This is a genomic window from Streptococcus sp. SS4 (assembly GCF_030440125.1).
Classification (GTDB): Bacteria; Bacillota; Bacilli; order Lactobacillales; family Streptococcaceae; genus Streptococcus.
On record NZ_JAQFJM010000008.1, the window covers coordinates 42,211 to 68,842 of the forward strand.

Here is a 26,632-nt window from a genome sequence, read left to right on the forward strand (position 1 = left end):
ATGTTATAATGGGTTTGTATTGAATAATTCAGACCCTTTTCTTTTGTAAAAGAGTCTAATATCGAAACATTTGTCAGTCTGTTTCGATGCGAAAAGTTAGATTAGGAGTATATACGTATGACAGCATCTGTTGCTCGTTTTATCGAAAGTTTCATCCCTGAAAATTACAATCTTTTCTTGGACATTAATCGTTCTGAAAAGACCTTTACAGGGAATGTTGCCATTACAGGTGAAGCCCTTGATAACCATATCTCCCTTCACCAAAAAGACCTTACCATTAGTTCCGTTCTCTTGGATAATGAATCGTTAAACTTCCAAATGGATGATGCTAACGAAGCCTTCCATATTGAACTTCCAGAGACCGGTGTTTTGACGCTTGTCATTGAATTCTCTGGTCGTATTACAGATAATATGACAGGGATTTACCCATCATATTACACCTACAATGGTGAGAAAAAAGAAATTATTTCAACGCAGTTTGAATCTCATTTTGCGCGTGAAGCCTTCCCATCTGTTGATGAACCAGAAGCTAAAGCTACTTTTGATTTCTCATTGAAATTTGATGCTGAAGAAGGCGATATCGCTTTGTCAAATATGCCTGAAATCAATAGCCATTTGCGTGAAGAGACTGGGGTTTGGACTTTTGAGACAACCCCTCGTATGTCTACATACCTCCTTGCCTTTGGTTTTGGAGCTCTTCAAGGTAAGACAGCGAAAACACAAAACGGTACTGAAGTTGGTGTCTTCGCTACAGTTGCACAAGCTGAAAACAGCGTTGACTTTGCCCTTGATATTGCCGTTCGTGTCATTGATTTCTACGAAAACTACTTCCAAGTCAAGTATCCTATCCCATTGTCATACCATCTCGCACTTCCTGACTTCTCAGCAGGTGCCATGGAAAACTGGGGACTTGTTACCTATCGTGAAGTTTACCTTCTTGTAGATGAAAATAGCTCAGCTGCAAGTCGTCAACAAGTAGCCCTTGTGGTTGCCCACGAATTGGCTCACCAATGGTTCGGTAACCTTGTTACAATGAAATGGTGGGATGATCTCTGGCTTAACGAAAGCTTTGCCAATATGATGGAGTATGTTTCAGTAGATGCCATTGAGCCTAGCTGGAATATCTTTGAAGATTTCCAAACAACTGGTGTGCCTCATGCCCTCCAACGTGATGCTACAGATGGTGTTCAGTCAGTCCACATGGAAGTTAATCACCCAGATGAGATTAATACCCTCTTTGATAGTGCTATCGTTTATGCTAAGGGTAGCCGTCTCATGCATATGCTTCGCCGTTGGTTAGGCGATGAAGCCTTTGCCAAAGGACTTAAAGCTTACTTCGAAAAACACCAGTACAACAACACTATTGGACGTGACCTCTGGAATGCACTCTCTGATGCTTCTGGTAAAGATGTCTCTAGTTTCATGGATACTTGGTTGGAGCAACCAGGTTACCCTGTTGTTAGTGCAGAAGTTGTTGATGACACTCTTATTCTTAGTCAAAAACAATTCTTCATTGGTGAACATGAAGATAAAGGGCGTCTTTGGGAGATTCCATTGAACACAAACTGGAAGGGTCTCCCAGACACACTCTCAGAAGAGCGTATTGAGATTCCAAATTATAACAAGCTTGCTGCTGAAAATAAAGGAGCTCTTCGCCTTAATACAGCAAATACAGCACATTACATCACAGATTATCAAGGTGAACTCTTGGACCAACTCTTAGAGGAATTTGCTAACCTTGATACTGTAAGTAAACTTCAGATTTTGCAAGAACGCCGTCTTCTTGCTGAAAGTGGCCGTATCTCGTATGCAAGCCTAGTCGCTCTTCTTGATCTTGTCGAAAAAGAAGAAAGCTTCTTGATTGCTCAAGCTAAGTCTCAAATCCTCGCTGGTTTGAAACGCTTTATCGATGAGGATACAGAAACAGAAGTGCATTACAAGGCTTTAGTACGTCGTCAATTCCAAAACGACTTTGAGCGTCTTGGTTTCGATGCCAAAGGTGGAGAATCAGATGAAGACGAAATGGTTCGTCAAACAGCTCTTAGCTACTTGATTCAAGCAGACTATCAACCAGCAGTCCTTGCGGCCGCAAGTGTTTTCCAAGCTCATAAAGAGAACATTGAAAGCATCCCTGCAAGTGTCCGTGGTCTCGTTCTCATTAACCAAATGAAACAAGAAAACAGTCTAACTCTTGTTGAAGACTATGTCAATGCATATGTAACAACAAATGATAGTAATTTCCGTCGTCAATTGACTCAAGCAGTTTCATACCTTAAAAACCAAGAAGGTCTCGACTACGTGCTAGGTCAGCTTAAAGACAAACATGTCGTTAAACCTCAAGACTTGTACCTATGGTATATGAATTTCCTCAGCAAATCATTTGCACAAGCAACCGTTTGGAACTGGGCGAAAGATAACTGGGATTGGATTAAGGCAGCCCTAGGTGGTGATATGAGCTTTGATAGCTTTGTTAATATCCCAGCAGGAATCTTTAAAACGCAAGAACGTCTTGATCAATATATTGCTTTCTTCGAGCCACAAACAAGTGATAAAGCCTTAGAACGTAATATCTTGATGGGAATTAAGACAATTGCCGCACGAGTAAACTTGATTGAAAAAGAAAAAGCAGCCGTTGAATCTGCCCTTAAAGATTATTAATAAGTAAAACAAGCTTTCCATGGAGGAGAGTTTGTTTTTTGTGTGTAATATTTTACATAAATTTAGTTATGTTTATGTATGATCATAAAATACTTTTAGCATAATTAAATTTATGTAAACTAAGAAATAACCACTCCAAATAGGAATGGTTAGACTAGGGTAATTATAAATTATCTAGAGCATTTTTTTGCTCATCATTGACGATATGAGTATAAAGATCAGTAACCTGAGTGGAAGCATGGCCAAGTTGGTGGCTAACTAAAACTTGAGACTTGGTAGCATCATAAAGACGTGTTGCCAGAGTGTGTCGTAGTTTATGGGGAGTCACACGTATCTTGAAATCCTGAGAATATTTGGCAACCATTTTTTCGATACTTGAAGCATCAATACGGTTTGGAACCCCTCGATATTCCGTTAAAAATAGGGCAAGGTCTTGCTTTTCAGCCTTATAGCGTTTATCACGGATACTAAGATAATTTTCAAGATAAGGTTTTGCAAAACTTGCTACATTAACTGAGTCTCGTTTGCCACCTTTTCGAGTAACATCAATGACCATCATTTTCAGATTGATATCTTTAAGGTCCAGGTTAACAGCTTCAGAAAGTCGAACCCCTGAAGCCAGTAGCAAGGCTATTATCGCTAAATCACGTTCTTTATTCTTGTAAAACGAAGATTTTGCGCGATTTGAGAGCTTAACTTCATATTCATTTTCGACATAATCAAGAAATTCCATGGTTTCATCGCCTAGAAAGAGTTTCTGTTTGATATTCTCAGCACGTGCAGCCAAGGTTTCTTTCTTTTTCTTAGTTGAAACTTTTTTCATGACGTTACGATAGAAATATGGCTCACCGTCAGGACCCTCGACCTCCTCAGTTAAATACTTATAGAGACTAGATAGAGCTGAAAGCGTACGGTTAATGGTTGTTTGCGAAACTCCCTGTTTCTTGGAATAGGTATTTAAGGACGGACGTTCACGTAGATAGAGCACAAATGACTCCATGTCTTTTTTAGTTAGATTTTCCAGAGTTTTGATGTCGATTGAGACAATATCATGAGCATCTGAAATACCTGAGTCAGTCAACCAGTCAAAAAAGCGTTTATATTCCTTAAGGTATTCGTATAAGGTCGTAAAAGAATATGGAACCGATAGTTTAGACTGATAATACTCCAGAACAAACCAGGGCATTAGAGATTTGTATTCTTCAATTTTTTCGAGTAAGAGTTCACGTTTCATTTATTTTTTCTCCAAAATTACTTAATAGAAGTATATCACACCCTTATCTTTCTTTCAAGAAAATTACAGTTTTTCGGAAAGATGTTATAGGATGTTTTCTCTTAGAGTCTTTATAGGTTTACTATCTGAATATATAAAATACCACACTAGATCAATCAGATACTAACTTCCAGAACCAATGCGAAAATATCTATATCGTTATTTCGCTCTGAAAGATTTTTCCCAAGAAAAAACAACCTGGAGTTTTCCAGATTGTTCAAACAATGATTAAGCTACAATAGCTTTTGCAACCTCCTCGGTTGTCATACGTGAGAAATAATGTGTTGTGTCAATAGTTTTAAGTTTTGCCAAGACATCTTCGTACTCGTAAGGTACACCAACCAACAATTCTTCAATATCTGATACATCTCCGATACCAAAGAAATCTCCGTAAATCTTAACAGATTTAATGATTGAATTTTCAACGTTGGCATAGGTTGAGATCTTACCAGCTGGGTAACGAACATTACGTTCTACTGTGTATTCTGGTGACTGTCCGTAAGTCCAATCCCATGTATTGAATTGTTTCTCATAAGAATCCTGAATCTTAGCCAATTCGCTTTCAGAAAGTACATATTCTGTCATTTCTGGGTAGAATTCTTTCATTTTTTCCAAGATTTTATCTGAGAATTCATTTACAGTGATTTTTTCTGGCAATTCGTCGACGATGTTGGTCACACGAGCACGTACAGATTTAACGCCTTTTGATTCGATTTTGTCTTTGCTGACTTTAAGGGCTTGACCAAGAACCGACATATCAACGTCAAAAAGCAAGCACCCATGGTGCATCATACGACCTTTATAGTAAGCTTGAGCATTTCCACAGAACTTTTTACCATCGATTTCAAGGTCATTACGACCAGTAAATTCAGCCTTAACTCCCAAATCAGCAAGTGTGGCGATTACAGGTTGAGAGAAAGTCTTAAAGTCAAAAGCACCTTCATCTGCCTTATTAGAGATGATGGTATAGTTCAGGTTATTCAAATCGTGATAAACAGCGCCACCACCAGACAAACGGCGAACAACCTTGATACCATGAGCATCTGTATATTCTTTGTTAATCTCTTGAATGGTATTTTGGTGTTTACCAACAATGATAGCTGGACGGTTAATCCAAAGAATGAACAATTCATCTTCATTCACCAATTCACGAAAAGCATAGGCTTCCAAAGCAATATTATAGGCAGGATCATTTGATGTATTTACGATATATTTCATGAGGTCTCCTCTTGTAATGTGATACTTATATTATAAAGGAAATCGGAGACAAAGTACACGAAGACGCCTTAAGTATAAGGATTTTCATGATATAATAGTATAAAATATATGGGGAGTTTTGACATGATACAAAATCCTAGTAAATTGAGTCTCTTTTTCTCAAGGCTAACTAATAAAATAAATAAAAAGTTCAAAATAGCCTTAGCTCTGCTTCTTTTTGTAACCCTTGGAATTTTTCTCTATAATGCCTACCAAAGAGCTTATAAGCCTTACCTCTATGATAAGGAGAATTACTATTACAAGGCTTATCATTACAGTGTCAAGAAGATAATACCTCAAAGAAAAGTTGTCAAAGATATTGAGATTGAGGTTCTACACTTCGGAAAAGACGATTTTCCAGATGATTTGTCTACCTATAAGGTCGGCCATTATATTGATAAAGGAATTGATCCCCGAAGACTTTTCTTACATATTACTTTTACAGATAATACCAATATGACTTTACCTTTTGGACAGGTGACCTCTACTGAAAACCATTATGAAGAATATCAAAACTATTTCGATCATAAAGTTTTTGAAGTCGGTCCAGGCTTTGATAAAGAATGGTTTTCTAATGCGGAGAATTACAGACAAATGATTCAGCGTTTCCCAGGATTACATGATAAAACAATGGATACCGACTTCGAATTATATCTAAGGGATTTTCTCTTTTTGATAGTTCCTGGCGATACCCTATATCAAACTGGAGCTGTCAAAGAAGGCGTCAGTAAATACCACTTTAAGTTGAAAAATCCTAAATCAGGAATAATGCAAAGTTATTTTATCTATGGAAATGAAGGCAAAATTCCATTATGGGATTGGCAAACTCCCTTTGTTACTTTTGATAAAGATTTTGCTAACAAAGAAAGAATCCAGGAATTTTTCGATGACTACGAAATTAGAGAGTATGGAAATTATTGGAATGGCATCTACCATATACAATTCCCTCACTTAAATTCATTTAGAGGTGACAGATACAACTTTTATAAAATGGCTTTTTACTCAGATGAATTTAAAAATTTTCCACTAAGCCTTGATTTAACAGGTAAGAGCGAGAATTTTAAAATTACCATAACAGATTCATACCTACAAGAAGAATCCAGAACTGCAAAAGATCAAATCCATTATCTAAAATACTCAACATCTAAAACTTATGATGCATCAAATAAAGAAGCATATATTAATGATATATTGAATCATTAATATAACTGACAGAATTAAATTTATGTAAACACAGCTAACTATCTAAATTAGCTGTGTTTTTTTCATGCAAAAAAACAAGACCATTTCTGATCTTGTTTCCTTCTATGCAACTAGATTTTTATTTTGTGTGCCAGATGTCTTTGTCATACTGTTCGATTGTACGGTCAGATGAGAAGAATCCTGCTTCAGCGATGTTGTAAACAACTTTTTTGTTCCATGCATCTTGATCTTCGTAAGCTGCGTATACTTCTTCTTTCTTGTCGATGTATTCAGCCAAGTCAATCAAAGTCATGAACCAGTCTTTAGAGATAAGTTCTTTTTGGAGACGTTCCAAGCGTTCTTTATCTCCAACTTTAACGAGGTCTTCACTTACGATAAAGTCAACAGCTGCTTTGATGTTAGCATCTTTTTCGTAGTAATCACGTGATACATAACCTTCTTTTTCGTAAAGGTCGATGATTGTATCAGAGTCTTTACCGAACGTGAAGATGTTTTCTGGTCCTACCAATTCAGCAATCTCAACGTTGGCACCGTCCATTGTACCAAGAGTGAGGGCACCGTTAAGCATGAATTTCATGTTACCTGTACCTGAAGCTTCTTTAGAAGCCAATGAGATTTGTTCTGAGATATCTGTTGCTGGAATAAGGTGTTCAGCAACTGTTACGTTGTAGTTTTCAACCAAGTGAACGTTGAGGTATTTGCTTACTTCTGGATCATTGTTGATGAGTTCAGAAAGTGACAAGATCAAGTGGATGATGTCTTGAGCAATAACGTAGGCAGGAGCTGCTTTACCACCAAAGATGATAGTGATTTTACGTTTTGGAAGGTTTCCTTTTTTGATTTCCAAGTATTTGTGGATGACATACAAAGCGTTCATTTGTTGACGTTTGTATTCGTGGAAACGTTTGATTTGAGTATCAATGATTGAGTTTTCATCAAGATCGATACCTTTGTTGGCTTTAAGATAACGTTTAAGTGACAACTTGTTATCATATTTGATTTCAGCCAAACGTTTGTGAACTGCTGGATCATCTGCAAAGGCAGCCAATTTTTCCAATTGAGTTGCGTCAGTAAGGTAACCATCGCCAATCAATTCTTTGATGTAATCAGCAAGTTCTTGGTTTGAGAATTCCAACCAACGACGGAATGTAATACCGTTTGTTTTGTTGTTGAAGCGTTCTGGGTAAAGGTCGTAGAATGGTTTCAACTCAGAAGATTTAAGGATTTCTGTGTGAAGTGCTGCTACACCGTTAACGCTTGTAGAGAAGTGGATATCCATGTGTGCCATGTGAACACGTTTGTCTTTGTCAATGATTTGAACACGTGGATCTTCGAATTTTTCACGAATGATAGCATCCAATTTCTTGATGATAACAACAAGGTGTGGAACAACTTCTTCAAGGTAGTCAAGAGGCCATTTTTCAAGGGCTTCAGCCAAGATAGTGTGGTTTGTGTAACCAACCATTTTGCTTACGATTGCTACTGCTTCATCAAATTCAAATCCATGTTTTTCTGTCAAAAGACGGATCAATTCTGGAATTACCATTGATGGGTGAGTATCATTGATTTGTACGTAAGCGTAATCTGGAAGATCATGAAGGTTAGATCCACGTTCGATAGCTTCGTCAATCAAAAGTTGAGCAGCATTTGATACCATGAAGTATTGTTGGTAGATACGCAAGAGCTCACCTTTACGAGTTGAGTCATCTGGGTAAAGGAAAAGTGTCAAGTTCTTTTGGATTTCGTCTTGATCAAAAGTGATTCCTTTATCAATCAAACCGTAGTCCACACCATTGATATCAAAGAGGTTAAGGTAGTTCTTAGTTTCTTTCTTATAACCCAAGATATCCAAACGGTCCAAACGAGATTTCAAAGTAAAGTTTTTGAATGGAACATCGTAAGAGATATCAGTTGGTACCAACCATGATTGATCTTCAATCCAGTAGTTTGGTTCTGCATCTTGTTTGTTATCTTTGAAGACTTGTTTGAAGAGACCACAGTGGTAGTTAAGACCAACACCTTCACCGTTGATGCCAAGTGTTGACATAGAATCGATGAAACATGAAGCCAAACGTCCCAAACCACCGTTACCAAGAGATGGTTCTGGTTCAACGTCTTCAATTTCGCTGATTGATTTACCAGCAGCATCCAATTCAGCCTTAACATCTTTGTAGATACCCAAGTTGATCAAGTTGTTAGACAAAAGTTTACCGATCAAGAATTCAGCTGAGATATAGTAAACTTTACGTTTGCTATCGTTTTTAGGTTTTGGAGCAGCTGCTTCTTTTACGAATTCCAACAAAAGATAGTAGATTCCTTCGTTTGAAAGGTCCTTAAGATTTTTGTTTTTTGCTTCAACATATTGTGTAAATGTAGCCATTTTAGTTATTACCTCGATTATATCTTTCTGTAATGTCTGTCAAAAATTCTTTCTTGTCGACAGTAATTTCACCTGGAAGCATACGCCATTTCCAGTTTTGACCAACTGTGTTAGGGAAGTTTGTACGGCTATTTTCAGGTTTATCAAGGATATCCTGCATAGTCGCAATAGCTGTGTTGCTTACAGTAGCAAAGAGGGTGCGAAGAAGAGCACGTGTGATTGGTTCACCTTGACGACGGTTGATGTATGCATCAGTATAATCACGTTGCTCTTGCGTCAAGTTGTCGTACCAACCGTTGATTACTTCGTTATCATGTGTACCTGTGTAGGCAACTGAATGTTGTGTGTATACGTGTGGAATGTCAATGCTATTTCCAGTAGTATCGTAGAATCCAAATTGAACAATCTTCATTCCAGGGTAACCACAGTCTGCAAGAAGTTTACGTGTCTTATCATCAATGTTACCAAGGTCTTCGGCAATGATTTTAAGATCACCCAATTCTTCTTTAACCACTTTGAAAAGGTCATAACCAGGTCCAGGAACCCATTCACCATTTTCAGCAGTTTCATCTCCTCCAGGAATTTCCCAGAAGTCAGAGAACCCTTTGAAGTGGTCAATACGCAAGTAATCATAAAGTTTAAATGATTCTTGAATACGGAATACCCACCAAGCATAATTTTCTGCTTTGTGTTTATCCCAAGCATAGATTGGGTTACCCCAAAGTTGACCAGTTGCTGAGAAGTTATCAGGTGGAACTCCTGCAATGTAACGCGGTTTACATTCAGCGTCTAGTTTGAAGAGATGTGGTTGAGTCCAAACTTCAACACTATCAGCTGAAATGTAGATTGGCATGTCACCGATGATTTGAATACCATTTTTGTTAGCATAAGCTTTTAGTTCTGCCCATTGGCTAAAGAAGAGGTATTGTACTACTTGGTGATATGTGATAACATCAGCAAGTTCTTTGCGAAGTTTCTCAAGAGTTGCTTCATCGCGTTTAACTGCTTTTTTATCATCCCAATCTTGAAGTGCTTTGTTATCGAAGTGTTCTTTGATAGCCATGAAATCAGCATAATCAGCTAACCAGTTAGCATTTTTAGTTTTAAAAGATTCGAATCTTTTAGTTTCTTTCTTATCTGCTAAAATTGCTTTAACTGCTTTTTCAAGAATTGGACGACGTGCTTCGTAAACTTTAGCATAGTCAATAAACTCAGGATCTGACCCAAAGTCAGCGTTTTTAACATCAGCTTTAGTTAAAAATTTGTCACGAATAAGGAAATCCAAATCGATAAAGTGTGTATTTCCTGCTACCGCTGAGAATGATTGGTAAGGTGAATCCCCATAACTTGTTGTAGTAAGTGGCAAAATCTGCCAGTAAGTTTGTTTTGTTTCTTTTAAGAAATCAACAAAGTCATAGGCTGCTTGACCGAAAGATCCGATCCCGTAGTCACCTGGAAGTGATGTGATGTGCATCAAAACACCGCTTGCTCGTTTGTTCATAACGTTTACCTCAAATTATTTTTTACACTTATTATTATAATGCAAACGTTTGCATTAGTCAAGAATTTTTAACAAAAAAATAAAAAATTTATAGCTCTTTAAAATAAAGTTCGTAAAACAAGCGCTTACATTACGGGAGTATTTTCTTAAATCTTTATTTCTATTGAATTCGAAAAATAGGTTTCTTTTTAAACGAAAAAAGTAGCCGGCTGTTTTTCTAACCAACTACTTGGATGCTCCTTAACCTATTAGGGATAAGTTCAGACGCTTTCTCTTTCTATAAGTTTAAATGGAATAATGACTTTTTGCGACTTAATCTTAGTCGCTTTAAGAATCCCAAGAAGGTTTTGAACACTTTCTTTAGCTAGTGCCTGAATATTAATGTCAAATGTGGTCAAGAAAGGATGCATGATTTCAGCAAAAGTCGAATTATTGAAAGAAATAATGGCATAATCTTCAGGAACTCTAAATCCTTGGTTGTTTAACCATTGAATGAGACGAAGGGCAATAAGGTCATCCTTAACAATCAAAGCTGTCGGAGAAAATCTTTCCAATTCCTTTTTAAAAGTCTCGATTGTTCGAGCTGAAAATACAAGTTCAGGTAAGACATCCAAATTTAGATTGTCTGCCACTTCCTGATACCCTTGATAACGTTCCTGTCCTACTTGCCCAAATAAATCGTCTGTGACAAAACCAATCTTTCGGTGACCTTTTGCCTGTAAGTAGTTCACAGCTTCATGACCTAATTCCTTATTATCATTATCAATATAGGTTACTTTATTTTCATTATCCACTGCTGCTCCAACCACTACAAAAGGTACTTTTTGTTTTAATAAGTAATCTTTAACCGGATCTTTCTTTTCTGAATAGAGAATTATAAAGCCATCTGCCCGTTTTTGGCGATGCATGAGCTCAACTTGCTTGACTAATTCCTCTAGAGTAGCACCCGTAGCAATACTAACGACCTGAGAATGACAACTAGCCTCTTCATTGATTGCTGTTAAAATCTCCATATAGAAGGGCTGGCTGATATTTTCACGGTCTGTTAAGGGAGGAAGAACAACACCTAAACTATGAGTTAAGCCTGTTGCCAACATTTGTGCTGCTGAGTTTGGTACATAACCTAATTCTTCCATAGCTGCTCTTACTTTAATTTTTGTTTCTTCTGATATAGCCGAGTTATCTTTTAATGTCCTACTTACCGTTGATGGGCTGACTCCAGCCTTCTTAGCAACATCTTTAATTGTAGCCATTATGTCCCTCTCATTCTCATAAAATTTTCTATATAGTCGTAAAATATAAGAACAATTATAAACTAGATAGGTGTTTTATGCAATCGTTTGCAAAAAAAATAATTTTTTTTATAAAATACTTGACAAACGATGAAAGCGATTGCATAATGGTTATCGTAAACTAAATTTCTGGAGGAAATAGAAATGAAAAAATGGCAAAAGGTATTACTTGGTAGTGCTGGACTTCTCGTGGCTGGGTCGCTCTTGGTGGCTTGTGGGTCAAACTCAAGCAAGAGCTCAAGCTCAGATAGCAAGACTTTGAAACTTTGGGTACCAACTGGTGCTAAGAAATCTTACTCAGATACAGTAGCACAGTTTGAAAAGAAATCTGGTTACAAAGTTGATATGGTTGAAATGGAAGATCCAAATGCTCAAGAAAACTTGACTAAGGATGCTTCTACTGCTGCAGATGTCTTCTCACTTCCACATGACCAACTCGGTAAATTGGTAGACGCTGGAGCTATCCAAGAAATCCCAGAGCAATACTCAAAAGAAATTGCTGAGCAAGATACTGAACAAGCTGCTGTAGGTGCTCAATACAAAGGTAAAACTTACGCCTTCCCATACGGTATCGAAACTCAAGTTACATACTACAACAAATCTAAACTTAATGAAGAAGATGTGAAATCATATGAAACAATCACTTCTAAAGCTAAATTTGGTAGCAACTTGAAAGAAGTTAATGCTTATGTAACTGCTCCTCTCTTCCTTTCAGTTGGTGACACACTCTTTGGTCCTAACGGTGAAGATGTGAAAGGTACTAACTGGGGTAACGAGGCTGGTGTGAATGTTCTTAAATTCATCGCAGCTCAAAAAGACAATAAAGGATTTGTCAATGTCGATTCAGCTAACATGATGGCTAAATTCGAAGATGGTTCTGTTGATGCTTTCCAATCAGGACCATGGGACTACGCTGCAGCTGCTAAAGCTGTTGGTAAAGACAATCTTGGTGTTGCTGTTTACCCAACAGTTAATATCGGTGGTCAAGACGTTCAACAAAAAGCCTTCATGGGTGTTAAACTTTACGCAGTTAACCAAACACCATCTAAAGGTAACGCAGAACGTATCGCTGCTTCTTACCAATTGGCACAAGCTTTGACAAGCAAAGACAGTCAAAATAACCAATTCACTAATGAAGACCGTCACATCATCCCAGCTAACAAAGAAGTTCAAGCTTCTGAAGCTGTTCAAAAGGATGCTCTTGCACAAGCTGTAATCACTATGGGTTCATCTGATCAGTACACAACTGTTATGCCTAAACTTAGTCAAATGTCAGTCTTCTGGACTGAAAGTGCTGCTCTTATGAGTGATGCATATAACGGTAAAATCAAGGAAGACCAATTCCTTACTAAATTACAACAATTTGATAAAGATTTGGCAGCAGCTAAATAAGAATCCTAACTATGAGAAGGTAAAGAGGCAGGTCAGGTTCCTAGCCTCTTTATCTATCACTAATTAATCATTTATCTGAGGAGATATCTATGTCACAAACAATCTACGACACAACTCCTATGCGCCAGGTCTTCAAAGAAGGTACATGGGATGTCAAATTGTCCTTTCTGGTAATGGGATTGGCAAACTTGGTCAACAAACAGTTCACCAAGGGCTTGCTCTTCCTCCTTTCTGAGATTGCCTTCTTAGTAGCCTTCGTTATCCAAATCATCCCTGCACTTAAAGGTATGATTACCTTAGGGACTCAAGAACAAGGTGAGGCCGTTAAAGAAGTTAATGGGGTTAAGCTTACTGTTCAGGTCGCTGGAGATAACTCTATGCTCTTGTTGATTTTTGGACTTGCTTCACTGATCTTCTGTGCAGTCTTCGCTTATATTTACTGGTGTAACCTTAAGAGTGCTCGTCATCTCATGGCTCTCAAACAGTCTGGACGTAAAGTTCCTAACTTTGTCGAAGACTTCAAGACCTTGGCCGATGGTCGTTTCCACATGGGACTTATGACTATACCATTGATTGGAGTTTTGCTCTTCACAATCTTGCCTTTGATCTACATGATCTGTTTGGCCTTTACTAACTTTGACCACAATCACCCAGCACCTAAATCACTCTTTGACTGGGTTGGTTTCTCAAGTTTTGGTGAAGTTTTGCAAGGTCGTATGGCTGGTACTTTCTTCCCACTTTTGACATGGACCTTGATTTGGGCAGTTGCTGCAACAGCAACAACTTTCTTCTTCGGTATTGTCCTTGCTCTCTTGCTCAACACTAAGGGGCTTAAATTCAAGAAAGTATGGCGTACACTCTTTGTTATCACTATCGCCGTTCCTCAGTTCGTATCCCTTCTTTTGATGCGTAACTTCCTTAATGACCATGGTCCTTTAAATGGTTTGCTTCAAACCTTGCATCTCACTAATGGGCCTATTCCATTCTTGACTGATCCTCTCTGGGCTAAGTTCTCTATTATCTTTGTTAATATGTGGATTGGTATTCCGTTCACAATGTTGGTCGCAACTGGTATCATCATGAACTTGCCAACTGAGCAGATTGAAGCTGCTGAAATTGATGGAGCAAGCAAATTCCAAATCTTCAAGAGCATCACTTTCCCACAAATTCTCTTGATCATGGCACCATCATTGATTCAACAATTCATCGGTAATATCAATAACTTCAACGTTATCTACTTCCTTACTGGTGGTGGACCTACTAACTCTGAATACTATCAAGCGGGTTCAACTGACCTCTTGGTAACTTGGCTCTACAAACTGACTGTTAGCGCTAAAGACTACAACTTGGCATCTGTTATCGGTATCTTGATTTTCGCCATCTCTGCAACATTCAGTCTCTTGGCCTACACAAGATCATCTTCATTCAAGGAAGGGGCTGCTAAATAATGAAACGTAAGAAAAATCTTTACCTAACTGGTACTTATATTCTATTGACAGTTCTAGCTGTTATCTGGTTGATTCCTATTATTTGGATCTTCCTTACAAGTTTCCGTGGTGAAGGAGCTAATGCGGTTCCTTACTTCTTCCCTAAGACTTACACTTTTAATAACTACATTAAACTGTTTACCAGCGATGCTTATCCATTTGGAAAATGGTTCATCAATACCTTCATCGTTGCCACATGTACATGTATCCTCTCAACTTTGATTACCGTTGGGATGGCCTACTCACTTAGTCGTATTAAATTCAAACACAGAAATGGCTTCTTGAAGTTGGCACTTGTGCTTAACATGTTCCCTGGATTCATGTCAATGATCGCGGTCTACTACATTTTGAAGGCCCTCAATTTGACACAAACCTTGACATCTTTGGTTTTGGTTTATTCTGCTGGGGCTGCACTAGGTTTCTACATTGCGAAAGGTTTCTTTGATACCATTCCTTACTCATTGGATGAATCAGCAATGATTGATGGCGCAACTCGTCTTCAAATCTTCACTAAGATTACCTTGCCACTTTCTAAACCAATCATCGTCTACACTGCCCTCATGGCCTTCATGGGACCTTGGGTAGACTTCATCTTTGCATCTGTTATCCTCGGTGACGTTAAAGATAAATATACGGTTGCCCTTGGACTCTATCAAATGCTTAACCAAGACGCTATCAATGAATGGTTCCTTCCATTTACCGCAGGTGCTATTATCATCGCCATCCCAATCACCCTTCTCTTTATCTTCATGCAGAAATACTATGTTGAAGGTGTAACCGGCGGATCAGTTAAATAATAAAGGATAAATGATATGACAACTCTTAAACTGGATAAAATTTACAAAAAATACCCAAATGCAACTCACTACTCTGTCGAAGATTTCAGTATCGATATCAAAGACAAGGAATTCATCGTTTTCGTAGGTCCTTCAGGATGTGGTAAATCAACAACTCTCCGTATGGTTGCTGGTCTCGAAGAAATCACAGAAGGTAAACTCTATATCGATGGTGAAGTGGTTAATGACAAATCACCAAAAGATCGTGACATTGCCATGGTATTCCAAAACTATGCACTTTACCCTCACATGACTGTTTATGAAAATATGGCCTTTGGTCTTAAACTTCGTAAATATAAAAAAGACGATATCGACAAACGTGTGCGTGAAGCTGCTGCTAGCCTTGGTTTGACTGAGTTCTTAGATCGTAAGCCTGCAGACCTATCTGGTGGTCAACGTCAACGTGTAGCTATGGGACGTGCTATCGTTCGTGATGCTAAAGTCTTCCTTATGGATGAACCTCTCTCAAACTTGGATGCTAAGCTTCGTGTGACCATGCGTGCTGAAATTGCTAAAATTACTCGTAATATTGGTGCAACTACTATCTACGTTACCCACGACCAAACAGAAGCTATGACTCTTGCTGACCGTATCGTTATCATGAGTTCTACTAAAAATCCTGATGGTTCTGGTACTATCGGTCGTATCGAACAAATTGGTACACCTCAGGAACTTTACAATGAACCAGCCAACAAATTTGTTGCTGGATTTATCGGAAGTCCTGCTATGAACTTCTTCAATGTTAAGGTTGATGGCAACCGTATCACTAACTCTGAAGGCTTGGATATTGCAATTTCTGAAGGTCAAGCTAAAATCTTGAAAGAAACAGGTTATCAAGGCAAAGAAGTTATCTTTGGTATCCGTCCTGAAGATGTTTCAAGCCGTCCAATCGTTCAAGAAGTATATCCAGATGCCAATATAGATGCTGAAGTCGTCGTTTCAGAGCTTCTTGGTGCAGAAACAATGCTTTACCTAAAACTTGGAGGAACTGAATTTGCTGCCCGTGTTGATGCGCGTGACTTCCACAATCCAGGTGAAAAAGTAAATCTTACTTTCAGCGTTGCAAAAGGTCATTTCTTCGACGCTGAGACAGAAAAACGTATCAGTTTGTAAGATAAAAAAATCAGCTCAAGAGGGCTGATTTTTTTGTATGGCATGATTAAACTACCTTCTAACTTTTACTTCCTGAGACTCACTAAACAACTCTCTCAATCTATGATATAATATCCCTTGGCACCTCGACACCGCCTACGAAGGGAGGTGAGTTTGCCTATGATGGATTTACTATTCAAAACTATCATCGGACCTATTGTGGTCGGTGTTATCCTTCGTCTGATCGACAAGTGGTTAAACAAGGATAGATAGTGCTAAAAAAGACCCCGAGCTTATGTGGAAGTTAGCTTGGGGTCTTTTCTTGCCTATGATATAGACTTACTATTCAATACAGGTGTATTATGTCATAAAAGCTTAGAATTGTCAAGAAAATAGAGTATCTAGGAACTAGTCTTTCTTCCCAGTCTCTTGATCCTTTTTATCTTCATCAGTCTTATTTACAGCTGCTTTAAATTCGGCTAGCATTTTACCGATGGATTGGCCAAGTTCTGGCAAGCGTTTAGGACCAAATATGAGGAGGGCTCCTAGGACAATAATGATAAGTCCTGGGGCTCCGATATCACGTAGAATTCCCATGAGATTTCCTTTCTATTTATCTTTATATTTTCTTTGTTTACGTTTATAAATGAGCTTACTTAGAGTTACGCTAACTTCATAAAGCAAGATTAAGGGTGCCGTCATGGCCAGGTCACTGATAAAGTCAGCTGGTGTTAGAATGACCGCCAAAACTAAGAGAATAAAGTAAGCATAGCGTCTATAGTGTGTCAGAAAAACTGGTGTTATTATGCCGATAGATGTCAAAAAACTCACAACTACGGGAAGTTCAAAGAGAACAGCCAAAGGCACTGTCGTATGCAGTAAGAAACTAAGGTAGTTCTGTGCTGTAATTTGTGTATTAAAGAGCCCTTCGCCTAGTTTTAAAAGCACTTCTAAGATAGCAGGACTAACAAAATAATAACCAAAAGCCAAACCCAATACAAAACAGACAAAAGTTGCTGGGATATAAGCAAAGATAGCACGCGCTTCATTGTCCCTCAAACCTGGTTTCACAAACTGCCAAATCTGGTAGGTGGTGAAAGGCAAAGTGACCGTAAAAGCCATGAGACTAGCCAAGTTAATGTAAATCCAAAGAATATCGTTAGGCCCTAGAACTAATAAAGGCTTGTCAAATCCTCTGGTTAGATAAGCATAGAGTTGCCCAGCAAACAACAGAGTAATACAAAAAACTAGGAAAAAGCACAACACTACTGCAATGAAACGTCTCCGAAATTCCACCAGATGCTCAACAATTGTCATCTCATCCTTATTTCTTACCATGCTGTTTCACCGTCACAAAGGCAATAATAGCAATAAAGATAAGTTGTGGAATCAAGACTTCCCAGCTTGGATAGATACCAGCCCAATCAATGGTTGGGAAACCACTAATCAAATGATTAGACATCATATTAGTCAACTGAAGGGCATGAACACTGACACCGAGCATCTTGAAGGCCAAGGCATAAATCAACCAAGTCAAAATAAAGAAAATGCGGTGCGGTTTAATATAGTGACTCGCTTTAGTCATAGCCACAGCAATGATAACAAGAACTGCAATGGCTGAAGCAATACCAATCAAGAAATTAGCTGTCGTGATACATGGGACAATACCGACATAGAAAAGAATAGTCTCGGCACCTTCACGGAAGACAGCCAAGAAACTGAGTGCAAACATGGACACAAAGCTTCCAGTAGCCGTCACTGTCTTCATCTGGCGGTCCATAAAATCATTCCACTGTTTGACTGAAGACTTGCTATGGAGCCAGATTCCAATCAGAATCATCATCGCAACTGCAAAGATACCAACGCCACCTTCAATAATTTCACGGTTAGCCCCCGAGGTCACAGCTGGAAAGACAACTTGTAAGATAACAGCTATAACTGCGCTAGCAAGAACACCAGCAATGGCTCCACCATAAACCCATTTGAGTCCCTTACGCATCTTGGCTGCCTTAAGAGTTGTCACAAGGGCCATAACAATGAGGAGGGCTTCAACCCCTTCACGTAAGAGAATCAACATGGCATCAAAGGCATTATAAGAAGCACTTGTATCAATAGCAGATAGGTCTGTGATCAAGGCTTGCAGTTTGTCTTGGTAAGCTTTTTCTTTTCCCTTAACCATTATAACAGGTGTTTCACTTTCCACGCGCGTATAAAGGCTTGGATTAGTTGTGCTTACATCGCCTTCAATGGTTGGCCAGATAGTGATGAACTTCTTCATAGTTGCCGCAGCCGTTTTTTCATCACCTGCTTGGAATTGACCTAGAGCCTTTTCCAAGAGCTTAATACCATCTTTTAGGGTTAAACTTGAGCTTGTGCTATCAAGAGGGACACCCTTGATAAAGTCATCAATCCCACCCTTGAGATCATCATAAGATGACTGGATGCTGGTGAAATCAGTAGGCTCCGTCTCAATGCTACTTCGCAAAAGTGAAATGGCCGTCTCAATCTTGCCGTAGTAGGCAGTACTGTGGTCACGGACAACAGCTTCATTTCGCGTCCAAGCATTATTTAATTCACTGTAAGTTTTGCGTGTTGCAGTCAGGTCTTTGGCCGTAATGGCATCCTGTAAGTTTTTGAAATAAGGCTCTAGGCGTGTTTCAAGTTTTTCCTTTTCGGCATCTAAATCAACAGGATTTTGCTCTTTCTCAAATTTAAGAAGGGCTGACGAAATGGAGGTTAGGTCCTCTTCTGTCACGTCACCCTTAATATCAAGAGCTTTGCTAACTTTTTTACCTGCCTTAGAATCGTGATTTTCTTTTGTTTCGAAATCAGTCTTAATCTCAGCAACCAATTCCTTAGCTTTTGTTTGATCTTTATTTTGAACAGCTGTTGTGGCATCTGTAATTTTGATATAGAGGTCACTATATGATTCAGCAGCTACCGGATAGGTCCAGAATAAGGCTAAAAGCCCAAGCAAAACGAGGAGTTTATTCAAAGAGTGCTTGACCAAGGTAGCCTCCTTTCTCCACGCCAGCAAAGCAAGCAAAGAGCCCACTTCCGATATGGGTGATGTACTCGTTCATCTTGTCTACAGCACCAAGATTGGTCTGAATTTTAACAAAACGGTCTGGATCCTTCTGGTAGGCAATGAAAATCAAACCTGAATCAAACTGGCCAGTTCTCTCATCAATGCCATCTGAATAAGAATATGAACGACGTAAGATAGGAAGGTCTACTTCTTTAGCCAAACGCACATGCGAATCGACTGGTAATTTTGACAAATCTACTTCGTCAAACTCATCTTTCTTACCAAAGGGAGCGCCTGATTCCTTGTAACGACCAAAGGTGTTTTCCTGTTCCTGCAAGTTGGTACGATCCCAAGTCTCCAAATGCATCTGTACCAGACGAAGAGCCATATAAGAACCACCCTTCATCCAATCTTGACTATCAGTCCAGACAACCTTGTTGAATTCCTTTTCTGTCGTAACATTGGCAGTACCGTCCTTGAAACCAAAAAGATTTCGAGGCGTTTCCTTGCGGTCTCCGATAGCTGCAAACCCTGATTTGCTCCACTTCATGGTGATTTTATTACGACCTTTACGAATCAGATTGCGGACAGCGTGGAAAGCTACTTGTTCATCGTCCGCACAGGCTTGAATCACGATATCACCACCCGTATACTTGTCCTGCAACTGCTCCTTAGGAAATGGAGGCAAATCACGGAAGAGCTTAGGACGTTTGGATTCTAAACCAAGTTTTTTAAGAAAGTCAGCCGAAACTCCAAAAGTCAGACTCAGGCGATAGGGATTGAGTCCCACCGTTTCGCCTGTATCCGTAGGAGGCAAGAGGGCATTAGAACCGTCTTTTTTGACTAACTCTCCTTCGACCAATTTACTACTATAATCTGTCCAGTCTTTAAAAAGCTGGATGACTTCTTTTTTATCGGTTGTATGAAGATCTAGTACCACCAAGTAGCAAGCCTTCTGCATAGGAGTCGTAATCCCAGCCTGGTGCTTGCCAAAGAAGCTAATATCTTCATCACCATCATAAGCCTTTTTACTTGAACTATCCTGATTAGCGAAAAAAGCAGATGCACCAGAAAGACCAAGCGCAAGCCCAGCCCCTCCAATACCTGCTTTTTTAAGAAATTCACGACGGTCCATTTTTTGATCTAAAAATTTTTCGTCAGTCATTTTTCTTATTTCCCATCTAGGATAACACCCATTTGTGATAATGGTTCACCAAGTTTAGTTACAGCTTCGGCCAATTCCTTAGTATCTGTCTCACTCAAATCTGTATAAGACTTATAGTTTTTCTCATCAGTCATGTGTTTGTCCAAAAGACCATTCACATTCTTGAATTCAGTTTCCAGAGTCTTAACAAGTTTAGCATCTTTCTTCTGAATCAACGGTTTGAAGAGTTCAAAGATTTTTTCTGCCCCTTCAATATTGGCACGGAAGTCGTAAAGATCAGTGTGTGAGAAGACCTCTTCTTCACCTGTAATCTTTTGAGTTGCTACTTCGTTCAGAAGGTCAACAGCACCTGTCAACATGATATCTGGAGTAACTTTAACAGTTGCAATTTTAGCCTTGAGTTCCTTAATATCGTTAACCAATTGATCTACATAGGCATCTGTACCCTCTGTCGTGTTGTCTTGCCACATGATACGTTCGATACGGTGGAACCCTGACCAACCGTCTTCTGATTTATTTTCGTCCATGTAATCAACCAAACGGTAGTCGATTTTCACGTCAGACTCACCAAAGCTTTCTGCAATCGGCTCTGAACGCTCGTAAGCCATACGAATCAATGGGTATTGTTTCTTAGCTTCTTCAAGATTTCCTGACTTGAGGGTTTCACTGAATCCCTCAGTATCTTTCAAAAGCTGATCAATTTCGCCTTCTACGAAAGTCTTATAATCACTTGTGGCCTGCTTCAATTGCTTTTGCTCACTGGCTGTGAGTTTTGAGCTAGTTAAACTTGAATGACTTGAATTACCAGATTTGGCACAAGCCGTCAATAAAAGTCCTGATGCCAAAAGAACAACACCAAGTTTGCTAAGTTTTTTCATGAATGTCTCCTATTTTCAAGATAGTGTTCGACATTTGTCGTTATATATGTGAATCGTCGTTTTAATATTAATAAAGAACGAACGATGATAAGTCAATAATGATCTCTCGTATGTAAGAGAACATATCTAAACTAACAGAAGAAACCAGCACTGTCAACGGTTTTAGGCTATTTAAGAACTATTCTAAAGAGCAGATAAGAATGATTCTAAATAAAAGAAAACAACAGGAAATAACCTGTTGTCACTTATTTATTTCATCCGTCGTTTTCGAAGGAATCCTAGACTAAGAATGCTTAGAAGACCTGCTACAAAGAGTCCACTATTTGTCTTTTCACCAGTAGATGGCAGTTGCTTATCAGTCTGACGACTAGCTTCAGTCTTAGCCTGACCATTGTCACGATTAACAAGTTCAGCATCTCCAACAAGGTCCTCTTTACCTGAAGCCTTGACATTTGCTTTAGTTGCCTCAGTATCTTTACCACCAAATGACCCGGTCTTTTCAGAAGGCTGATCTACTGCCTCAGTTGGCGTCTGAGCATTAGTCAAACGAATAATAGTCGCTGTTAGTGGATCCAAGGTCAAGATGTGATTGTTGATTGTCACACCTGATAACTCACTAATTCCGGATAAATTGACTTGACTGCCATCTGCCAAAACCATATAAGATAGACCATTTGTAATCTTGCTCAAATCAAACTGACGAGCCTTGCTATCAGCATTGACATAGACAAGGTAACGTTCTCCATTCGAAGCAACAGTTTGGTATCCCAATACCAAATCTTCTTGAGCGACATTGTCCTGATCAGGAACTGTCAATAGCGTTAGACGTGCATCTACATCTGCTTTTGATTTGAAATTGAAGGCATCTGTCGACTTACGTAAGGCGATTAACCCTTTGGTAAAGGCACGTGTTTTCGTATTTTCTGGGAATGCCTGACTATCAGTTGCCTTAGTCCAATCAAAATGATTGACGGCATCACTAGAATCATAAGAATCATGGATAAAGTAAGGATAGTCAAATGGATTGCCCTTTTCATCCACTAAGAGATGTGACTTATTCGGCACCTTGTCCTCAGACACAGGATAACGGTAGGCAGGATCACGGAACTGTTTGGTGCGGCCGTATTCCTGACCAGAGTGAATAAATGGTGTTCCCTGAGCAGTCAAGACCATGAGGTTTCCTAGACGCAAGCGACGATGAATTTCAGCATTATTCTCAGGCTTGCTTGGATCCTTCTTGATTGATTGGGCAATAATATCAAAAAGGGTCAAATTATCGTGAGCAGCAATATATTGAATCACATCACCTGGAGAATCAGCCTCGAAGTTAGTTGGTTGTGCCTTGATATTGTCAAAGACCTTATTAATATCACGTTTGCCACCTGTGATAAAGGCAGGTGTCCCCTCGTTTGGATAACCCGATTTGAGGGTATTTCGAATATCGTCTGAAAATACAGCTACGGTATCTGTATCTTTCATCCAAGACTGATCGGCAGGCTGAACAGGGCTATTTTCATCGCCAGTATAAGTCACCCAGCCCTCACCAAGCATAATAAGGTTTGGATTAAGGGCACGTGCAGCATGATAAGCTTGCTCGATACTTTCAGCATCATGGTCACCCATCATATCAAAACGGAAACCATCCACCTTGTACTCCTTAGTAAGATAAGCAATCGAATCAACCAAGACACGACGACTCATATAGTGAGTCGTGCCTAGACGACCCCCTCCAAAACTCGAACGAGGAGTACCATCAGCATCCATAAAGTGATAATAATTTGGCTCAAGGTCTTCAAAAATAGCTGTCTTGGCTGTATGATTATAGACTACATCCAAGATAACGCCCATACCGTGGGCATGAATAGCAGCAACTAAATTCTTGAATTCTTCGATACGTTTAGCTGGTTCACTTGGGTTTTCAGAATACATACCTGTCAAAGAGAAATAGTTTTGTGGATCATAGCCCCAGTTGTAGTTACTATCACTTGATGCATAGGCATCCAAACGCTTCCCATTTTGCATTTCATTGACAAAATAGTAACTTAATACTGGTAAAAGCTGAATATGGGTAACACCGAGATCTTTAAGATAATCCAAACGCTCTGCAAAGGCTGCAAAAGTCCCAAACTGGTGTTTCAATTCAGCTGAGATAGCCTTATCAGAGGTGAAATCTCGGACATGAGCCTCATAAATGATGGCATCTTCTCGAGATTTAAAGTTTGGAATCTTAGCGTAGTCAAGATCTCTTGGTCCATAATTAGCAGGATCTACAAAGGCAGCCTTGGCAATCTTGTGTTCAGGTCCCTTGCTGGCATCGTCACTATTCCAAGCAGCCAAAGACTTAGCATAAGGATCCAAAACAATTACAGACTGTTCACCACGTTTAATGCGATATTGATAGAAATAACCTGTTAAGTTTTCCAAACCAAGATCAGTCGCAAGCAAGTCAGCTTGCCAAGTCCCTCGAGGTCCTTTGCTTAGAGCATGTTCAGCAAGAACCATGTCTTGATTATTCTTATCATAGACAATGATATCTACTTGATCTGCACTTGGTGACCAAAGTGTCACATGTGCCTTAGTACCATTCTCTTGAAGACGGGCACCCAATTCACCATCGTAACTGTAGAGCGCATCCTTCAATTGCCAACTCTCAGACGTTTTAAAACTATCATTGCCCAAAGTGACCTTGTAAGGCAGATTTTCCGCAGCAAAATCACCTGTTAATGTAGCTTTTTTGCGTTTAGCATCCAACTCAAGCTGTTTAAGAGTTGCACTGTTACCATCCTTGTCTGTCACCTTTAGGTCTTTGAGAATATCCTCAGATGAAACATCTTCTAAATTGGTGAAGCTAAGTTCGATTTGGCTTGGACTAAGCTGCTGAGCTCCAGTCAAACGCACATCCTTAACAAAATAAGGGTTGGTGTAGACTGTCGTATCAGTATCTCGTACGAAAAGCTGACGAGTTTTTTTCAAGTCACTAAATTTATAATCATTTGGTTGAATTTTCACATCATCTCCTATTTTGCTCTCATCTAAGAGTAAAAATCCGATAGATTTAGCAGCCTCGGTTAGCGGAATGTCTAAATAGGCACCATACTTACCATTTGGTTGAAAATTAACACCATCAGGCCAATTACTTGGGGCATCCTTTACATCTCCCCAATACCATACAGACTTATTACTATAGTCGCCATCCGTACGGAAATAATTGATACGAACGTGATCTTGAGGGATAGGTTGATAACTGTAAACTTGAAAATCCTTGTCAATCCAAGCCTCATTCATTTGAGGACTAAGAATTTCTACTGCTTTATCCCCTGAAAGGTTCGTTCCAGCAGCATTATTAATCAAGAAACTAAGCTTTTTAGGTGTTGAAGACAGCTTCACATCCAAGTAAACACCATAATTATCCTGTTTGGCTTCTGCAAATGAGGTTGCTCCTGTTGGCCAAGCACCTTTCTGAGATGATGGCGTCTCCACATCATCCCAAGTCCAAAGCCCAAGTGATGCCTTATCCTGACTTGGCAACTCTTGGAAATGCAAGCGAATAGTCCCCTCAGCAATAGGTTCCTCAGATGCATTAGTGAGAGCTTGACTATTATTAGTACTTACTGTTTTTGGCGTGTTTTCGCTAGTTTCAGTTAGCTTGGTAGGCTCAGTACGGCTAGTATTTTCTGCTGGAAGAGAAACTGGCTCATTTTCCTTGGACACTGTAGCATTCTCAGCTGTTAGAGGAGCTGTTGGCGTTTCAGTTACTAGACCACTGGTGGTAAGACTAGAATCAGCTGATTCTACCTGTGTACTTGAGGCAGGTGTTGACACTACTTCTTCCGCCTTGACTCCATGAGTAGCAGCAAAGCTCAAAAAAACAGCTCCAATGGTTACAGAAGCCAACCCTAACTTGTACTTGCGAAGGCTATAACGAAGAACTTTTTCATCATTAGCTTGAGTATTTCTTTTCATACTAACTCCTTTTGTTAACGTTTTCATGTTTTTTAATATACCATTTAGATTAGATTTATGCAAGCGTTTTCGCTCCTTTAAAATAAAAAAAGAGAGAACTATAAAATTCTCTCAATCTATTAGTTATAAACAGAATAATAACGCTTAATCCCTGCCACAATTGCGTTAGCTAAAGTCTCTTGATAAGCAGAGGTATTCAAACGGGCTGCTTCTTGAGGATTTGACAAGAAGCCAAGTTCAAGGAGAACTGCTGGCGCTGTCGTTTCACGCAAGACTGCAAAGGTTTGACGTTTCACGCCCTGATTCTGAGCGCCAGTCGCATTAATAAGGCTGGACTGGATGGCATTGGCCAAAGTGTCACTCATACTCAAACGAGTCGGATTAGCATGGTAGGTCGCATTAATGCGTGATGGGTATTCTGCATAAGGTTGGTAATAATAAGTTTCGATTCCCTGTGCTGCTTAGCTGCCTTATGCCAAATCAAATCATCTTGACCATTAGCTAGACTCCAAGATGGGATAAGAACCTCTTTAACACCCAATGGTGCAACAATATCTCGAACCACCGCATCAAAGGTACCAGTTACCTTGTTGTTGTTCTCAATTGAGAAGCTAGCCTTCGGTTTTAAAACATCAGTATCATTAGATGAACCTGAAGCATGAGTCAATTTAGCAGGTTCAGCTACAACCTCACTTGAAACCTCAGAAGCAGTCGATACCCTAGCATTTTCAGAACTCTCTACCGTGTTCGGCTGAACTACAGATTCAGATGCAACTCCTCTTGATTCAGATGCTACAACCGTTGTTGAGCTCGCTTGACTGACTTGTGGAGCACTTGAGTTTGTTACTTCACTTGTGGCTGTAGATGTTTCCGCAACAGTTAAACTTGGTCTTGCTGCTGGTGACTCTTGTGCAAGAACTGCTCCATCACCAAAAATATCTGCTGCAGTCGCAGGTTGATATTGGTTCCCTTCAGTAACTGTAGGCATTTGAGTGGCTACCTCATCCGCACTGGCTACCTGAGTGGTCACCGCCATGAGGACAGCTGCACTAGCATAGTAGATAAAATCTTTTGTTCGCATTTAACTTTCCTTTGACACTTTTTAATACGTCACCCATTTTACCATAGAAAATATCTTACGAATAGAGGAAAAGTGATAATTCTCTAAAAAAACTACAAAAATGATAAAATTTTAAGTAATTTCTATGCTAATAGTACTAACACAAT

18 protein-coding genes and 1 pseudogene are annotated in these 26,632 nt (G+C 39.3%); 7 read left to right on the forward strand and 12 right to left on the reverse strand.

The features are described 5' to 3' along the window. Positions 1-117: 117 nt before the first annotated feature. Positions 118-2,658, forward strand: a complete 2,541-nt coding sequence (locus tag PCY16_RS08015) for a M1 family metallopeptidase (protein WP_195413632.1) — start codon at positions 118-120, stop codon at positions 2,656-2,658. Positions 2,659-2,821: 163 nt separating this feature from the next. Here PCY16_RS08015 and xerS read toward each other — a convergent pair whose 3' ends face one another. Further along, positions 2,822-3,892 carry a tyrosine recombinase XerS gene (xerS, locus tag PCY16_RS08020; RefSeq protein ID WP_195413633.1) on the reverse strand — a complete coding sequence of 357 codons (1,071 nt, stop codon included), beginning with the start codon at positions 3,890-3,892 and terminating at the stop codon, positions 2,822-2,824. 267 nt (positions 3,893-4,159) lie between these two features. Next, a complete protein-coding gene (locus tag PCY16_RS08025) occupies positions 4,160-5,149 on the reverse strand; it encodes a lipoate--protein ligase (RefSeq protein WP_195413634.1) in 990 nt (329 codons plus the stop codon). A 123-nt stretch (positions 5,150-5,272) separates the two neighbouring features. On the opposite strand from PCY16_RS08025, the gene PCY16_RS08030 reads away from it, so the two are divergent. Then, a complete protein-coding gene (locus PCY16_RS08030; protein WP_226973084.1) occupies positions 5,273-6,391 on the forward strand; it encodes a hypothetical protein in 1,119 nt (372 codons plus the stop codon). A gap of 118 nt (positions 6,392-6,509) precedes the next feature. Here PCY16_RS08030 and glgP read toward each other — a convergent pair whose 3' ends face one another. From glgP to PCY16_RS08045, 3 genes are all read right to left on the reverse strand, one after another. Further along, a complete protein-coding gene (gene glgP, locus PCY16_RS08035) occupies positions 6,510-8,771 on the reverse strand; it encodes a glycogen/starch/alpha-glucan family phosphorylase (protein ID WP_195413636.1) in 2,262 nt (753 codons plus the stop codon). Between the two features lies 1 nt (position 8,772). Continuing rightward, complete coding sequence (malQ, locus tag PCY16_RS08040) at positions 8,773-10,272, reverse strand: 4-alpha-glucanotransferase (RefSeq protein WP_037599815.1); 1,500 nt, start codon at positions 10,270-10,272, stop codon at positions 8,773-8,775. 260 nt (positions 10,273-10,532) lie between these two features. Beyond that, entirely contained in the window at positions 10,533-11,525 is a 993-nt protein-coding gene (locus PCY16_RS08045; RefSeq protein ID WP_037599813.1) for a LacI family DNA-binding transcriptional regulator, read from the reverse strand. A gap of 183 nt (positions 11,526-11,708) precedes the next feature. On the opposite strand from PCY16_RS08045, the gene PCY16_RS08050 reads away from it, so the two are divergent. The 5 genes from PCY16_RS08050 to PCY16_RS08070 all read left to right on the forward strand — a co-directional run bounded on the left by PCY16_RS08050 (position 11,709) and on the right by PCY16_RS08070 (position 16,644). Then, complete coding sequence (locus PCY16_RS08050) at positions 11,709-12,956, forward strand: extracellular solute-binding protein (protein WP_002884898.1); 1,248 nt, start codon at positions 11,709-11,711, stop codon at positions 12,954-12,956. Positions 12,957-13,045: 89 nt separating this feature from the next. Next, on the forward strand, positions 13,046-14,404 hold the full coding sequence (locus PCY16_RS08055; RefSeq protein WP_037599811.1) for a carbohydrate ABC transporter permease: 1,359 nt from the start codon (positions 13,046-13,048) through the stop codon (positions 14,402-14,404). Then, complete coding sequence (locus PCY16_RS08060; protein ID WP_004182537.1) at positions 14,404-15,240, forward strand: sugar ABC transporter permease; 837 nt, start codon at positions 14,404-14,406, stop codon at positions 15,238-15,240. The genes PCY16_RS08055 and PCY16_RS08060 overlap by 1 nt, the downstream gene beginning before the upstream one ends. A 15-nt stretch (positions 15,241-15,255) precedes the next feature. Next, entirely contained in the window at positions 15,256-16,392 is a 1,137-nt protein-coding gene (locus tag PCY16_RS08065; protein WP_195413637.1) for an ABC transporter ATP-binding protein, read from the forward strand. Between the two features lie 159 nt (positions 16,393-16,551). Further along, complete coding sequence (locus tag PCY16_RS08070) at positions 16,552-16,644, forward strand: type I toxin-antitoxin system Fst family toxin (RefSeq protein WP_004182539.1); 93 nt, start codon at positions 16,552-16,554, stop codon at positions 16,642-16,644. A 135-nt stretch (positions 16,645-16,779) separates the two neighbouring features. On the opposite strand, the gene PCY16_RS08075 is transcribed toward PCY16_RS08070, so the two are convergent. From PCY16_RS08075 to PCY16_RS08110, 7 genes and pseudogenes are all read right to left on the reverse strand, one after another. Continuing rightward, positions 16,780-16,968: a twin-arginine translocase TatA/TatE family subunit gene (locus PCY16_RS08075; protein ID WP_002890941.1), complete on the reverse strand. Its 189-nt coding sequence runs from the start codon at positions 16,966-16,968 to the stop codon at positions 16,780-16,782. A gap of 12 nt (positions 16,969-16,980) precedes the next feature. Continuing rightward, positions 16,981-17,709 (reverse strand): twin-arginine translocase subunit TatC, encoded by a 729-nt coding sequence (gene tatC, locus PCY16_RS08080; RefSeq protein ID WP_073949992.1) that lies wholly within the window; start codon positions 17,707-17,709, stop codon positions 16,981-16,983. Further along, on the reverse strand, positions 17,696-19,381 hold the full coding sequence (locus PCY16_RS08085; RefSeq protein ID WP_195413638.1) for an FTR1 family protein: 1,686 nt from the start codon (positions 19,379-19,381) through the stop codon (positions 17,696-17,698). Before PCY16_RS08085 ends, tatC begins: the two co-directional genes overlap by 14 nt. Further along, a complete protein-coding gene (gene efeB, locus PCY16_RS08090; protein ID WP_002890938.1) occupies positions 19,359-20,564 on the reverse strand; it encodes an iron uptake transporter deferrochelatase/peroxidase subunit in 1,206 nt (401 codons plus the stop codon). Before efeB ends, PCY16_RS08085 begins: the two co-directional genes overlap by 23 nt. Before the next feature lie 5 nt (positions 20,565-20,569). Beyond that, entirely contained in the window at positions 20,570-21,442 is an 873-nt protein-coding gene (gene efeO / locus PCY16_RS08095) for an iron uptake system protein EfeO (protein ID WP_195413639.1), read from the reverse strand. A gap of 249 nt (positions 21,443-21,691) precedes the next feature. Then, a complete protein-coding gene (locus PCY16_RS08100; RefSeq protein ID WP_195413640.1) occupies positions 21,692-25,405 on the reverse strand; it encodes a pullulanase in 3,714 nt (1,237 codons plus the stop codon). Positions 25,406-25,524: 119 nt separating this feature from the next. Beyond that, a pseudogene (locus PCY16_RS08110) lies at positions 25,525-26,486 on the reverse strand (N-acetylmuramoyl-L-alanine amidase). Positions 26,487-26,632: the final 146 nt, after the last annotated feature.

Excerpts from the sequence above, each read along its gene's own strand:
- PCY16_RS08015 (WP_195413632.1), top strand. The coding sequence starts at position 118 with ATGACAGCATCTGTTGCTCGTTTTATCGAAAGTTTCATCCCTGAAAAT.
- xerS (WP_195413633.1), bottom strand. The coding sequence starts at position 3,892 with ATGAAACGTGAACTCTTACTCGAAAAAATTGAAGAATACAAATCTCTA.
- PCY16_RS08025 (WP_195413634.1), bottom strand. The coding sequence starts at position 5,149 with ATGAAATATATCGTAAATACATCAAATGATCCTGCCTATAATATTGCT.
- PCY16_RS08030 (WP_226973084.1), top strand. The coding sequence starts at position 5,273 with ATGATACAAAATCCTAGTAAATTGAGTCTCTTTTTCTCAAGGCTAACT.
- glgP (WP_195413636.1), bottom strand. The coding sequence starts at position 8,771 with ATGGCTACATTTACACAATATGTTGAAGCAAAAAACAAAAATCTTAAG.
- malQ (WP_037599815.1), bottom strand. The coding sequence starts at position 10,272 with ATGAACAAACGAGCAAGCGGTGTTTTGATGCACATCACATCACTTCCA.
- PCY16_RS08045 (WP_037599813.1), bottom strand. The coding sequence starts at position 11,525 with ATGGCTACAATTAAAGATGTTGCTAAGAAGGCTGGAGTCAGCCCATCA.
- PCY16_RS08050 (WP_002884898.1), top strand. The coding sequence starts at position 11,709 with ATGAAAAAATGGCAAAAGGTATTACTTGGTAGTGCTGGACTTCTCGTG.
- PCY16_RS08055 (WP_037599811.1), top strand. The coding sequence starts at position 13,046 with ATGTCACAAACAATCTACGACACAACTCCTATGCGCCAGGTCTTCAAA.
- PCY16_RS08060 (WP_004182537.1), top strand. The coding sequence starts at position 14,404 with ATGAAACGTAAGAAAAATCTTTACCTAACTGGTACTTATATTCTATTG.
- PCY16_RS08065 (WP_195413637.1), top strand. The coding sequence starts at position 15,256 with ATGACAACTCTTAAACTGGATAAAATTTACAAAAAATACCCAAATGCA.
- PCY16_RS08070 (WP_004182539.1), top strand. The coding sequence starts at position 16,552 with ATGATGGATTTACTATTCAAAACTATCATCGGACCTATTGTGGTCGGT.
- PCY16_RS08075 (WP_002890941.1), bottom strand. The coding sequence starts at position 16,968 with ATGGGAATTCTACGTGATATCGGAGCCCCAGGACTTATCATTATTGTC.
- tatC (WP_073949992.1), bottom strand. The coding sequence starts at position 17,709 with ATGGTAAGAAATAAGGATGAGATGACAATTGTTGAGCATCTGGTGGAA.
- efeB (WP_002890938.1), bottom strand. The coding sequence starts at position 20,564 with ATGACTGACGAAAAATTTTTAGATCAAAAAATGGACCGTCGTGAATTT.
- efeO (WP_195413639.1), bottom strand. The coding sequence starts at position 21,442 with ATGAAAAAACTTAGCAAACTTGGTGTTGTTCTTTTGGCATCAGGACTT.
- PCY16_RS08100 (WP_195413640.1), bottom strand. The coding sequence starts at position 25,405 with ATGAAAAGAAATACTCAAGCTAATGATGAAAAAGTTCTTCGTTATAGC.